Here is a 14447-nt window from a genome sequence, read left to right as displayed (position 1 = left end):
AGGCGGTTTTTATTTTAGATTCCTGCTTCTATTCTCTTTATTCTATTCTCTTAACTCTATTCTCTTAACACCTCTCTACTTAATAGTAATCTGATCTTCATTTATCTTATAATCAATAGCATAACTATCGCTGAAATATTTTAGAACGACTTCGATAGGTTCATTGTCAAAACGGGCGTTAAAAATTTCTTTGCCCAGTGTTTTATTTTTATTGATAAAAGTGACATTGTAACGACGTTCGAGTGTTTTGATAATCGCATCAAAAGATGCATTTTTAAATACTAAGCTTCCTTTTACCCAAGCTGTGTAATAATCTGTATTTACAGATTCGGTTATGATTTTTTGCTGTCCTCTGATACTCGAACCTTTTAACCCCGGAGTGAGGTAAAACTGATTGTCTGTTGTTTTTTTATCTTTATAAAGCGACACTTTCCCCTCTACCAAAACAACATTAGTGCTTGCATCTTCTACATACGAGTTCACATTAAACTTAGTTCCCAGAACTTCTACATTCACTTTTGGTGCATTTACTGTAAACGGATGTGCTTTATCTTTTGATACTTCAAAAAAAGCTTCGCCGGTGAGATACACCTGACGACTTTGATTTTTTACGAACTGAACAGGATATCGTAATGATGTTCCTGCATTTAAATACACAACTGTACCATCTGATAATTGAACTTCGAACTTTTTACCGTAGGGGATTTTCAAAGTATTGTAAACCAATTTTTTATTTGAATTTGAATCCGTATTGAAATACACCAATCTGTTTTTCTCCTGTTTTCCAATTACTTTTCCGTCTTTGTCTATTACATCACGTGTTTCAGAAGTATCTATTGTTTCTGCCGATTCATTACCTGACTGTAAAACAATATCATCTTGTCTGGGAACAATCACATTTTGGTTAGCATGAAATAAATTTGAATTTTGATAAAAATAAAATCCTCCTAAAGCCAAAATCAAAATTGCCGCATATTTGTAATACGATGAAAATCTTTTTTTCTGAAAAACGTTATTTTCTTTTCGGATTGTTTCTATTAGTTGTTTTTTAACTTCGGTTGAATCAAAAGTGTACATTGCAGCATCAATTGCGTAATTTGTTTTTACAAATTCCTTAAATACAATTTGATTCTCCTCTTCTTTAAGCCACTCAGTTAAGGTCTCAATTTCGTCCTTACTTGCCTGATTTGTGATAAACTTAACAATTAATCGGTCTGACTTTTTCACTGTCATTTTACTTGTTTTTAATATTATTACGAAGCTAAAAAACAAAACCCTAACAATTTGATAAAGTTTTTTTCATTTTGATGAATTTTTTATTTTTCACAAGTCTTTTTCTTTCAATAACTATACTAATTTCATAGAACTAGAATAGTAAATGTTTTTATCTTTGCCTTTTTGCTTCTTTTTATTTGTAATAATTTTCAAATAGAAAAGGATAAAAAAGCTCTATTTGGCGAAATAAAGCGTGTATTTAGACCTTAAAAACTATTAATTTATATATTTGTTTCTATGAAGATTGATGATTATAAAGATAATGCCAAATTAATTGAGTCTCTTAGTAAAGGAGATGAAAGCGCATATAACTATCTTATCGATACTTATCATCATAAACTTTGTGTGTATGCCAATAGTCTGGTAAAAAACATTTATAGTGCCGAAGATATCGTGCAGAATGTTTTTATTAAAGTTTGGGAACAGCGCACAAGATTAAAACCCGATCATGCTTTAAAAAGTTTCCTTTACAAATTAGTCTACAACGAATTCATTGATTTGTATCGAAAGAATCAATCTCTGTTTTCATTAGAAAAATCATATTACGACGCTTTAAATTCGGTTATTCAGGAAGAAGATTCCGAGTCATTTCAGCGTGTTTTGAATGTGGTCAACAGAGAGATTCAAAACCTTCCGCCAAAATGCAAAGAGGTTTTTATTTTAAGTAAAAAAGAAGGCTTAACCAATATCGAAATTGCCGAACATCTTGATGTTTCAATAAAAACGGTCGAAGCCCAGATTACAAAAGCATTCTCGATTCTGCGATCTTCATTAGAAGAAAAAGTAAGAAGTGTTTTGTTTATATTATTTCGAAAAAGAAAAAAACTGAAATTAAACTAAAAAAGGATACTCTAACGAACATCCTTTTTTATTTATTTATTCTTTGTAATTAGCAGTGTTTTTTTTTTTAAAACACATAGAAACATAGGATTTTGTAACTTAAAAAAGGCGTTTCACTTTATATAAATTCACATAGCGTTGTTCAGAAAACATCTTTTTTCTATCCTCTTTTTTCTATTCTCTTTATTCTTTATAAAAAAATTTAAAATTCCAAAACAGGCTTTTTCATATCATGATACAAAAGCACTTTCCAATGTCCTTCTTTAGCTTCCTGTTCCCATTTTTTTCTTGATTCCATGGCGCGTTTACCGTTATAATCTGTCTTATAAGCTACATGCATTTTTAGATACGCTTCCTGTGGCAAATCATCCGCTCCGTAAAAGGTAATCCCGTTATTTTCCTTAATCCAGAAAACCTGGTGAAATGGCGAATGTCCTCCAGAAACTTCATAGAAAATCTCATTGGTTATTTCACCTTTATCATCCTCAAGGAATTCAACATTAGGAAACAATTTAAATTGATTGAGTATATCCAGATTATAAGAAGGATGTTGTTGGGTTAAAGCAAAATCAAGTTCTCTTTCCTGCATATAAATTATGGCGTTTGGAAAATTTTGAATAAAAGTATCTCCATCAAAATAACCAATTCCTTCGATATGATCTTTATGAAAATGCGAAATCAGAACTTTTGTAATTTGTTCCGGTAGTATATTGTGAGTTTGCAGCAAATGATGAATAAAAGGCTTTCCGTTTTTGTTGAATGCCAAACCTAAATCCAGTAGTATATAATCATGTTGAGTAATGATCAAAAAAGGCTGAATGGCCATTTTAAGTCCTGAATCTAAAGGAAATTCATTGATGAGTTTAAATTCTTTCTCACTGTTTACAACATAATTTCCTTCCTGTAGTGGTATTATTTTCATTTTACTTGTTCATTATTTCTACAAAGGTCTAAAGAATTTCTATATTTGTAAAACCTTATTTTTCGATAGAATCAATCGATAAAACCGATTTAAAACATGGAACTCAGACAACTTAAATATTTCCTTAAAGCCAAAGAATTACTCAACTTTACCGAGGCTGCAATTGCTTTAAACATTAGCCAGAGTACTTTATCGCAACAGATCAAACAACTCGAAGATGAATTGCAAATTTCGCTTTTTAACCGAATTGGCAAGCGAATTACCTTAACTGAAGCTGGAGAATTATTCTCCGGTTTTGCCTTGCAAAGTATTAGTAAAGCCAATGAAGGGTTTGCATTATTAAAAGACTTAAACAATCTGAATACCGGAAAAATTGCTATTGGCGTTACTTATGCTTTACGCGATATACTAACCCAAACAGTCATTGAATTCGCCAATCAGTATCCTGAAATAGAGTTCAAAATTGTTTTTGGAACTTCGAAGGAACTGATCGAAAAACTGAACCATTTTGAATTGGATGTCATTCTAACTTTCGAAGAAATCATCACCGAAAATCATTTTAAATACCAGGCACTTTTTACCTCGCCCATGACTTTGGTTACTTCGACAGAATCGGCTTTAAAAAATAAAATGTCAATTTCATTAAAAGAAATAAGCCGGCTTTCTCTTGCACTTCCTTCAAAAGGATACAGCACAACACAGTTTATTAGTGAAGCTTTTGATAAAAATAAGTTACACCCAAAAGTGGCGATCGAAATCAATGATATTCCCACCTTATTAGAACTTGTAAAAAGTGGAAAATGGTATACCATCCTTACTCAGGCGACTATCAAAAACGAAAAAGGAATTTCGTGTATTCCAATTGAAGGAAAAAATATGACGCGAACGGCTATGATTATTTCGATAAAAGAAGTTTATGAAAAGAAAGCGGTGAAGATGTTTCTGGATATTTTGAAATCACTGGTTTAAAAAAAAAGCCTTTCAAACAATTGTTTCAAAGGCTTTTTTACTAACAATAATTAACTAATAATTACGGTTTAAGTTCAGTAAACTTCGAATCTAATTCGAAAGATTTCTTCACTTTTTCTACTGTAATTTCTTTTGCTACTGAAAATTCAGCTGATTTTTTAATGTCTAAAGACGATGCGCCAACCAACACTTTATAGGTTCCTGCTTCTGCAATCCAGGCACTTTTATTTTCTAAAAATGAAGCTAAATCTTTAGAAGATAAAGTCAGTTGCAGCGTTTGGCTTTCTCCCGGTTTTAGATCTTTTGTTTTTGCAAATGCTTTTAATTCTTCTCTTGGTTTATCAATCGATTTTGATGGCGCTGCTACATAAAGCTGAACCACTTCTTTTCCCGCCACTTTTCCTGTATTTTTTACGGTTACTGAAACTGTCAATTTATCCTTGAAAGTTGGAGAAGTTAATTTTACATCGGTATAATCAAATGAAGTATACGACGATCCAAAACCAAATTCGTAAGAAGGTTTTACATTGAATGTATTAAAATAACGGTATCCTACATAAACGCCTTCTTCATAGGTTACTTCTTTAGGATTATTTACAGGAATTCCCGGGAAGTTCTTCGCTGAGGGTGTATCTGAATATTTCACAGGGAAAGTCATCGTCAGTTTCCCTGATGGATTTATTTTTCCCGAAACAACATCTGCAACAGAATGTCCGCCTTCCTGACCCGGTTGCCAGGCCAATAAAATAGCATCAACTTTGTCTTTCCAGGACGCTGTTTCGATAACGCCGCCAATATTTAAAATAACCACTACTTTTTTCCCTTTTGCATGAAAAGCTTTTGAAATTTTGTCTAACATTTCAATCTCTTCATTTGCCATATTAAAATCATTATCGACAACTCTGTCCCCACCTTCTCCAGAATTTCTCCCTAAGGTCACAAACGCGATTTCAGAACTTGCTGCTTTTTTAGCGATAAAACCATCGTCCATTTTCATCTCAGAAAGTCTTTCCGGCAAAGCCAAAATCCCTCTTGCTTTTCTTCTTTCTTTTTCGGCTACCACTTCTTTTTCGGCGTGAGGTGTATACAAATCAGCCAGTTCTTTGTCTAATTTGTAACCTGCTGCTGTCAATCCTTCTAAAAGAGAAACAGTATGTTTGTTATTTACGCTTCCGCTTCCTGTTCCGCCAGTAATCCAGGCATATGAAGTAACACCAAATACCGAAACTTCTTTTTGCTTGTCAGCAAATGGCAATGTATTATTGGTGTTTTTAAGCAACACCATACCTTCTGCTGCTGCATTTCTGGTTACTTGAGCATTTGTAGCTAAATTAGGTTTATCGCTGTATTTGTATTTTGCGAAAGTAGGCGTACGAAAGATATATTCTAAAATTCTTTTTGCATTGGTATTGGCTACTTCCTGAGATAATTTACCGGAGTTTAAAGCTTCTAATAATGCCTTTTTCTGAACCGGAATTCCCGGCATCAAAAGATCGTTTCCAGCGATCATTTGTTGTACCACATCAGAGTTTGAACCTTTTTGTATCGACTCAAAACCCGGAAAACCTCCAAACCAGTCGGTCATTACAATTCCTTTAAAACCCCATTCGTTTCTCAAAACCTGAGTCAGTAGATCTTTGCGATCAGAAGTATAAGTGCCATTTAGTTTGTTGTAGGACGACATTACGGTCCAGGGCTGAGCTTCTTTTACCGTGATTTCAAAACCTTTTAAATAGATTTCTCTAATGGCTCTTTCAGAAACGTGGGCATTAATTGTCAAACGATTGGTTTCTTCATTATTTACTGCAAAGTGCTTGATAGAAGTTCCTACACCCTGAGACTGAATCCCGTTAACAATTGCGGCAGCTGTTTTTCCAGAAACCAACGGATCTTCAGAATAATATTCAAAATTTCTTCCGTTCAATGGGTTTCTCTGAATGTTCAGGGCCGGTGCCAGTAAAACATCTACCCCATATTCTTTTACTTCATTCCCCATTGCTTTTCCAACCTCTTCTAAAAGTGCTTTATTCCAGGTTGAAGCTAAAGCTGTACCTACCGGAAATGCCGTAGCATAGTAGGTCTTTGAGTCATTTTCTCTTGTTGATGCAATTCTTAAACCGGCAGGACCATCGGCTACAACAGTTGCAGGAATCCCAAATCGCTCAAAAGCGGCAGTTCCTCCAGCGGCTCCCGGAACAAGACCTTGTTTAGAATCTCCTACAGGACCTGTAAGTACTTCGATTCCAGGCATTCCGGTTCCTATTAGAAGATCCACTTTTTCGGCATTGGTCATTTGTTTGATGATGGCATCAATTCTTTGATCAACAGAAAGGCGGGTATCCTCCCAAACATCTAATTTTCCATTTCTGTTTAAATCGAAAAATTTAAATCCTTTAACAGTAAGAACCGGTGGATTTGTTTCATCATTAGGAATGCTATTCCAGGATAAATTCGAAAGTACTAAAGCCGTCAACAGCGTTATTTTTCCTGTTTTTATAAGTGTATGTTTCATAATATTGATAGTTTAAATAGTCTCTTATTAATTTAGAAATCCTTGCAATGTCAACCATTCTTCAAAACGGGTTTCCCAGGAATCTACAGGTAAATTTTGTTTTCCTGTGCCGAAACCATGTCCGCCTTTTGAGTACATGTGAAGCTCGACACTTTGTCCTGCTTCTAACCATTTATTGTACATCTGAATACTTCTTGGTGCCAGTTTTAACTGATCATCGCTGGCTGCACATAAAAACATTGGAATCTTTTTCTCCGGCGTTGCAACCGTTAAAAGTTCCGGTCTTGGACCTCCGTAAATATTGGCTACAAAATCAGGTAATTGATCTGCTGTATTTTCCAGAACTGTTTCCATCGCAACTGTACTTCCTGCCGAAAACCCAATAATTCCCACTTTTTTTGTGTCGATTACGTATTTTAAAGCATTGTCACGAACATATTTTAAAGCATTTTTTCCGTCTTGTGCCGCTAATTTTATAGTCGCCAGAGAGTTTTTTTCGAAAGCAGCCCTGTCTTTCAGTTTCTCCATCATTTCTCTCGCCGGATCATTACTTTCAGTCTTATTCAAACGGTATTTTAAAACAAAAGCTGTGATTCCTTTTTTACTTAAGATTTCAGCCAGTTCTTTTCCTTCTCTGTTAATCGATAAACTTTGAAAACCTCCGCCCGGAGCGATTACAATTGCCGTTCCTGTATTTTTTACTCCTTTTGGAACTTGATACACTAATAATGAAGGATCTGTTACATTGTAAACTACTTCAGTTTTAAAAAGATCCGAATACATTTGGGCTTCTTTTTGTGTCCATTTTTCAGATCCCGGTGCTTTTCCGGCGTATAGTTTTACTGTTTCCTGCGCTTTTGCAGTTGTTGATACAAGCATTAGAAAAGCAAATAAAAGTGTGATTTTATTTTTCATATGATTTGTGGTATTTCATTTAATTAATGGTTTAATTTAATCTCGCAAAGTCGCGAAGTTTTTTTTTAAGTTTTTTTTATTTCACGCAGATTTTAAACGATTTAAGCTGACAAGCACAGATTGTTTATTTTCAAATTTAAATCTGCAGAATCTGAGCGAAACAATTTTTATTTTCTTCTTTTTTTAATCTTTAACATTAAATAAAATCTTTGCGACTCTACGACTTTGCGAGATTAAACCTCAATCCTAGTGAGAAAAAAACTTTGCAACTTTGCGAGATTAAACTATTCTTTCGTATAAGTTTCCGTTCTGGCATCTTTAATAACACCTTTCCAATTCAACCCAAAGGCAAAATCGTAAACATTTCCTTCGCTGTCTTTATGTGAAACCATATCAAAAGGAACATCTTCGAATTGTTTTTCGACCGTTTCCATATTTGCCGGCATTTGCACCGGTAACAATCCTGATGGTTCTCTTTTTCCGGAAATGATATCTAAAACCGCTTGTGTAGAAACTCCGAAATTCAATACAATTCCGTCAACTTGATTTTCAAATTCATTAAAAATCATAGGTTTAGATGCTGTTACCGATACAATAACCGGTTTTCCGTTCATCATATCTCTGGTATCGAGAATTGTTCTCAAATCCATTGTGTTGGTAACGGTAACGGTTTTGTTTTTATAGGTTCTGTCTGTAATGGTTGGGTCGATAACCTGATCTCCGGCAGCGATACTTTTTGCTCTTGCATCGGTTGCTGTGTAGGTTCCGTACTGAAGCGAAATTGGCACATAACCATTGCTTCCGTTTGTTCTGTCTTTTAAATCATAACCACCTTCTAAACTCTGCGGACTCGTAACAAAAACAATAGCAAAATCGGCTTTTGATGGATCTTCGGTTACATTGTAATACTTCTTAACCAAATCTAAATTTACAGGATAATCTAATTTTGGCTGACTCGCAACGCCCCACCAGTCTTTGGTTGAAGCGGTATAAATCTTCGGAATAAAAACGGTTTTCTTTTCTTTTAATGGAAGAACCGAAGCTTTGTTTTTTAACATTACAACCGATTTTAACTGAGCCTCATAACCCGCTTTCATAAACTCAGGATTTCCAACAATTGCTTTTGTCTCAGCAACATTCAAATACGGATTTTCAAAAAGTCCAACCCTGAAAATATTCTTTAATAATCGAACAGCAGATCTTTCAAAACGAGCCCTCATAAAAGGTTCTGCAAATTCTTTGATTCCCATTTGGTACGCTTCCAAGACTGGCTTTTTATCGTTGTTTCCTCCAAACTGATCTACTCCGGCAACAATAGCTTTATAGTGTCTTTCTACAATCGAAAGATTTTCAACTCCCCAAGGTTTTCCTGCAAAAAGATTGGGTGTTTTTCCCTCATCACCAGTTACCAGCCAATCTGTACAAACTACTCCGTCGTAACCATATTTATCTCTTAATAAATCGGTAATGATATATTTGCTGTAACCGTTGGCTACATTTTCATTGTATTTTTTATCCTGATCAAAAGTGATTGTATAATAGGGCATAACTGCCGAGGCTTTGCTTGTTTTTCCTTTTAGTTTGAAAGCTCCATTTACAAAAGGATCAATATGTTGCTGCAAATTGTTTCCCGGATAAACGGCAAATTTTCCGTAAGCCCAATGTCCGTCGCGACCACCTTCTTCAGCTCCTCCGCTAGGCCAGTGTTTTACCATGGCGTTCACGCTTTTGTAACCCCAACTATCTTTAATTTCGTCCTTTCCGTACGAAGTTTGAAAACCGTCAATATAAGCACGTCCCATATCTCTGGTTAAAGCCGGGCTTTCGCCGAAGGTCATCGAAATCCTGTACCATCTTGGCTCAGATCCTAAATCTATTTGCGGTGATAAAGCCGTTGCAATTCCCAAAGCACGATATTCTTTAGCCGCAATTTGCCCAAACTGTTCTACAATTTTTGGATCAAAAGTCGATGCCATTCCTAAACCATCAGGCCACATCGAGATTTCTCCTCCTGCTCCACCATTAAATTCAGATGTTACGTTTGCGGTATGACGCGGATCTGTACTCGTATTACTCGGAATTCCTAAACCAATTCCTTCTACAAACGCCTGCATATTATTATTCCATATAGCAGCCGTTTCGGGACTTTGCACACTTGTAATCAAAACATGACGAAGATTATCTTCTTTCAAAAATGCTTTTTGCTGATCGGTCAAATCTGAAGCTTTGGCATTACTTTCCGGGAAAACTTTTCCGTTATAGGTTCCGGCATTATAACCTGAAACTCCTGCCGGTAAAGCCTGATGACGACTGTACAACATTAATCCGGCAATTTGTTCTACAGTCATTTTTGAAGCTAAATCTTTGGCTCTTTCATCTGCCGAAAGGCGCCAATCTTCATACTTATCCAGTTTTCCGTTTTTATTTAAATCTTTAAATTTCTTGCCGCTAACGGTTATAATTTTGATGCCTGATTCGGGAGAATATCCCAAATCAGCACCTTTATTATTTTTTACAATCGTAAAATTTTCTTGCTGCGCGTGTGTTGTTGCGCTAATCAAAAAAGCGAATCCGGCTGTTATTATTATTTTTTTCATGATACGAATTTTAGAATCTGAAATTAAGAGAAGCTTCTAAAGTAAACGGACGAATGTAAGATCCTACCAAAAGCTGATCGTAATAAGCAGAGGCATCTGTAATTAATTCAGCGCCACTGATGGCTCCTTTTGCACCGGTTTGGTTTAAGAAGTTTACAGCTGTTAAACCAATATCAAAATGATCGTTGATTTTGTAATTTACTCCACCAAAGGTTTCCCATCTTGGGGCAAAGAATAGCGCATTGGTAAGATTTGCATATTGCTTGCTGAAATAACGGAAACTTGCCCAAACCTTGAAATCTTTGTAGGTATAACTTGGATCAATTTCCATCAATACTTTAGAAATTTCCAATACGTTTTTATCGTTATACGAATAGTTGTTTCCAAAAGCAGAGAAATCATAATTTTTATAAACCGGATCCTGAAAAGTAATCAGATAATGAAGATTAAATCCTTTAAACGGAGATGCTACAATATCAGTTGTCCAGCCTAAAGTCTGAATGTCGTAAAAAACGGTTGCTACCTCTGACTTACTTCCGTCTGCAGGATTCACTAAATTCAGTCTTGCCTGATAATTATTTCTGGTCAAGTAAGTAGCCTGAGAAACTACACTAAATTTATCCTGATTATAGTACAATCCAAAAGCAGCTAAAGGACTTTTGGTTTTAGCCAAATTGGGCGCCACAGATCCTGAATAACTCTCTAGTTGTCCATTTTTTTCGGTATAGGTGAAATCTGCTAAAATTCCGGCACTTTTTGTTACTTTATAAACAGCATTGATCGAACCTCCTAAATGAAACCAGTTGTTATCAAAATACGATTTCTGACTTGGGTCAAAAACTAAATTTGGAGTTCTGGCTGTTTGGTAATAATCCCCTTTTAGTTTGTGGTATCTTAAATTTACACCATAAGCTAAAGTCAAACGATCAGAAACGGTCCAGTTATCAGAGAAATATCCTGATAATTTATTTTCGAAACCATTATGATATTCTCCACCAACATTGTAATTGTAAAATCCGTCAGCATCCGTATTTGAAGTCCCTCCCGGAGTATTACGAACCAATTTGTCGGGATTTGCACTTACAGTCTGGTTAAAGAAAGAACGGCTTGAGGTGAACTGATCAACATTATAGTAATATTCTAATAGTCCAAATCTCCATTTGTGTTTTTCAACATTTTTCTTAATTTCAAATCGGGATAAAAAACTTGTTGTTGGCGTTCCGTCAGTATACAATCCTAACATCGAATTTACATTTCCTACATAGGGCTGACCCGTAGCTTCGTATGTAAAATTATCTGTGGCTGTTCCCTGAAAGATACTTAACGGAATAGCAATTAATTGTGATGCTTTTGATGTTCTGAAACGAGTCGAGAAATTGAATTTCCAATCGTTTGCCAAATCATAATTTCCTAAGATATCAAAGGTGTGAGAAGTTGTTGCAGCATCACTTCCGCCCATATCAGCAAATTTAGTTTCGCCCGTCAGGATATCTTTGAATTTCATGATTCCGTCGTTGACGATATACGAATCGCGGCCAATTTTAAAATCATTATACTCTTCGACTTTTCCGCCTTCTTTGTATCTAAAAACGGCATAGTTTGTTAAAGAAGCTGAGTTTGCATATTTATACAAAAAGCTAATTTGCCCTTTTCCGTTATTAAATTTCTTGGTTAATCCGGCTCTGTAAATTTGAGTTCGGTCTGAATAGTTAGCAAATTTTAAATCGAAAGAATTGGGATCAAAATTTGCATAAGCCCCCATCGTATACGACCAGCCTTTTGCCAATGGTCCGGAAACATTAAGATCTCCTTTCATCCATCCAAAGCTTGACCCTGAAAAATTACCAACAATTTCTAATTTGTCAGTTCCAACTTTAGTGTATGAATTTACCGCAAAACCTAAATCTCCAGTTGTAATAGCAGCTTCTCCTATTTTGAGTAAACCTGTGCGACCTAAACTCTTGCTTTGTCTCCAGGTTCTGTTGGGCAATTCTGGCCAAAAATAATACACAACCGGTAAATCATTTTCCTGAATCGTGATTCCGCCAACAGTCGATGGTAATCCAATATTTACATCACGCGGACCTGAGTTATTAGCCGCATTAAGCATTACGTTTCTATTTTTTTCTTCTTTGGTATCTGTCTCTACGATTTTGGTGATCGTTTTAATAGAATCTGCTGCTTTTTTCTGTTTTTCATCTTTTTGTGAATAGGCATCCAAAGTTGGAAAAACAGCCATACAGATTACTGAGATTAGCATTTTTTTCATAAGTGGTAGTTAGTTTAAGTAAGTATAATTTCATTGCTTCATTATGAAGCAATATTAAAAACAAATTCTCATATCAACAAATAAATACCACCATAATTTTCATAATCGCATTATATTTACCTAATAAATCCCATAAAAACAATAAAGAAGACATATCATTGCGTTCTTTTAAAACCTAAAAAAAATAGCTACCACGTTTGCGTAAAGTATTGAAATCATTGGTTAAAGTCATGGTGACCTTAAATTGGTCCCAATAAAAAAATGAGTCAGGAATTTATTTTTTTTTAATCAATTTATTTTCAGTTGTTGGCAAAAAAATGTCAGAAAAAATTGAAACGATTTGACTTGTACCTTTTAAAAAGATTAAATTTGGAGTTAATTACAACCTTATGGAATTAAAAAAGATACTAGAAAAACAATCTGAGGAGTCGTTTAAAAAATATATTCCGACGCTTTCTATTGACTGTGCTATTTTTAGCTTTAACGAAAATTCGCTTCATGTTTTAACTGTAAAGATGAAAGATCAGGATTCGTGGGGACTACCTGGAGGTTATGTAAAAAAGGAAGAAAACGTTGATGATGCGGCAGTTCGCATCTTAAAAGACAGAACAGGAACAGAAAATATTTACTTACAGCAATTTTATACTTTTGGAAATCTAAAACGTTCTGAAAGTGCTTTCGAAGAACATGATGACAGCATCTGGAACAAACAGCGTTTTGTTTCAATTGGTTATTATGCTCTGGCTGAACATTCGCACGTAAAGCTAATTATTGATGAATATTCTACTGCTGTTGAATGGAAGTCTATTGATGATTTGCCTGAATTTATGATGGATCACAGGACTATACTTGATAAAGCGCTTCTTACGCTCCGCGAACAATTAAACAATCATCCTATTGGTTATAATCTTCTGGCTGAAAAATTTACCATGCCGGAATTGCAAAAATTATATGAAGCTATTTTAGGAAAAAAGCTAAACCGTGGTAATTTTTATCGAAAAATCCTTCGCTATGATATTCTTACTAAATTAGATGAATCACGTAAAGGTGGCGCACACAAAGCTCCTGATTTGTACAGTTTTGATTTAGAGAAATATAATAGTGCTTTAAAAGAAGGTTTAAAGGGAAGCTGGTAAACTTTTTAATATAGTACAGTTTAGATGATTTCTTTTTAATCGGAAGATCTACAAGCAAATTTGCTACATTTTCAATCATTAAATTTTAAATTCTTTTCCTACTCATAAATAGTTATATTTTAACAACAATTCTCCTTTTTATCTTCAAAACCATTGGTTGTATATTTTCGTATATTTTATAAAATAAAGCTCTTTAAGACTTATAAGTAGTAGCCTTAAAAGAATTTCGTACTCAAAATAGTACGTTTCGTTGATTTATAAAATGACTGATGTATTTTTACAAATTAAACAAATTTTGTAGTAAATAATTAACAAAATAACATTTCGACTAAATATTTTCAGTGATAATAGTGCATATATTCAAAAAAGTAATAATATTGTCCAAGTTAACAAATTATTATCTAAATGTCTTTAAATTCCAATTCCGACCAAAGCAAGCTCCTTTACGAGTTATCGCAAGGGAGCGAACTGGCGTTTACAAAATTGTATAATGAATACAAAAATGTTGTTTTTTCTACTGCTTTAAAAATAACAAAATCCAGAATTTTAGCCGAAGAAGTGGTTCAGGATGTCTTTTTGAAAATCTGGCAAAATCACGAAAATCTGGCTGAAATTACCAATATCGAAAACTATCTTTTTATTATTTCCCGCAACCATATTTTTGATATGATCAAGAAGATTGCAAGAGATACATCTATAGTTGTGGATTCAAACTATAAAAGTACATCGACCAATGATACTGAAGATGCCATAAAAGACGATCAGTACAATATTATCTTAAATCAAATTGTCGATCAGCTTCCGCCACAGCAACAAAAAATCTATAAAATGGCAAAATGGGATGGTTTAAGCCACCAGAAAATTGGTGAAGATTTAGGCATCTCTACAGAAACGGTAAAAAAACATATGGCTCAGGCTCTGAAATTTGTTCGCACAAAGATTTCACCCTACATGAATATGTTCATGACCTTGTTTTTATTTTTTAAAATGTAAACTTTCAGCCACGGCTAAA

10 protein-coding genes are annotated in these 14447 nt (G+C 34.6%); 4 read left to right on the top strand and 6 right to left on the bottom strand.

Translation table 11 applies throughout. The annotated features are described in order from the left end of the window. Nucleotides 1-75: 75 nt before the first annotated feature. Nucleotides 76-1233 carry a FecR family protein gene (locus GIY83_RS06290; protein WP_208685782.1) on the bottom strand — a complete coding sequence of 386 codons (1158 nt, stop codon included), beginning with the start codon at nt 1231-1233 and terminating at the stop codon, nt 76-78. Nucleotides 1234-1512: 279 nt separating this feature from the next. Here GIY83_RS06290 and GIY83_RS06285 point away from each other — a divergent pair, with 279 nt between their 5' ends. Continuing rightward, nucleotides 1513-2115: an RNA polymerase sigma factor gene (locus GIY83_RS06285; RefSeq protein WP_208685781.1), complete on the top strand. Its 603-nt coding sequence runs from the start codon at nt 1513-1515 to the stop codon at nt 2113-2115. Between the two features lie 202 nt (nt 2116-2317). Here GIY83_RS06285 and GIY83_RS06280 read toward each other — a convergent pair whose 3' ends face one another. Next, complete coding sequence (locus tag GIY83_RS06280) at nt 2318-3037, bottom strand: MBL fold metallo-hydrolase (RefSeq protein ID WP_208685778.1); 720 nt, start codon at nt 3035-3037, stop codon at nt 2318-2320. 96 nt (nt 3038-3133) lie between these two features. Between GIY83_RS06280 and GIY83_RS06275 the strand changes: the two genes are divergently transcribed. Continuing rightward, nucleotides 3134-4006, top strand: a complete 873-nt coding sequence (locus GIY83_RS06275; RefSeq protein ID WP_208685776.1) for a LysR substrate-binding domain-containing protein — start codon at nt 3134-3136, stop codon at nt 4004-4006. A gap of 61 nt (nt 4007-4067) precedes the next feature. On the opposite strand, the gene GIY83_RS06270 is transcribed toward GIY83_RS06275, so the two are convergent. From GIY83_RS06270 to GIY83_RS06255, 4 genes are all read right to left on the bottom strand, one after another. Further along, on the bottom strand, nt 4068-6518 hold the full coding sequence (locus tag GIY83_RS06270) for a glycoside hydrolase family 3 N-terminal domain-containing protein (RefSeq protein ID WP_208685774.1): 2451 nt from the start codon (nt 6516-6518) through the stop codon (nt 4068-4070). A 27-nt stretch (nt 6519-6545) separates the two neighbouring features. Next, on the bottom strand, nt 6546-7433 hold the full coding sequence (locus tag GIY83_RS06265; protein WP_208685772.1) for an alpha/beta hydrolase: 888 nt from the start codon (nt 7431-7433) through the stop codon (nt 6546-6548). A gap of 284 nt (nt 7434-7717) precedes the next feature. Further along, nucleotides 7718-10030 carry a glycoside hydrolase family 3 N-terminal domain-containing protein gene (locus tag GIY83_RS06260; protein ID WP_208685770.1) on the bottom strand — a complete coding sequence of 771 codons (2313 nt, stop codon included), beginning with the start codon at nt 10028-10030 and terminating at the stop codon, nt 7718-7720. Nucleotides 10031-10040: 10 nt separating this feature from the next. After that, the gene (locus GIY83_RS06255; RefSeq protein ID WP_208685768.1) at nt 10041-12299 is read right to left on the bottom strand and encodes a TonB-dependent receptor; all 2259 of its coding nucleotides are present in this window, start codon (nt 12297-12299) and stop codon (nt 10041-10043) included. Nucleotides 12300-12688: 389 nt separating this feature from the next. Here GIY83_RS06255 and GIY83_RS06250 point away from each other — a divergent pair, with 389 nt between their 5' ends. Together GIY83_RS06250 and GIY83_RS06245 are read left to right on the top strand one after the other, a co-directional pair. Further along, a complete protein-coding gene (locus GIY83_RS06250; RefSeq protein WP_208685766.1) occupies nt 12689-13435 on the top strand; it encodes an NUDIX domain-containing protein in 747 nt (248 codons plus the stop codon). A 405-nt stretch (nt 13436-13840) separates the two neighbouring features. After that, entirely contained in the window at nt 13841-14428 is a 588-nt protein-coding gene (locus GIY83_RS06245; protein WP_208685764.1) for an RNA polymerase sigma factor, read from the top strand. Nucleotides 14429-14447 lie beyond the last annotated feature (19 nt).

The organism is Flavobacterium sp. SLB02 (assembly GCF_009664855.1).
Taxonomy (GTDB): Bacteria; Bacteroidota; Bacteroidia; order Flavobacteriales; family Flavobacteriaceae; genus Flavobacterium.
This window is presented reverse-complemented; position numbering and strand designations above follow the sequence as displayed.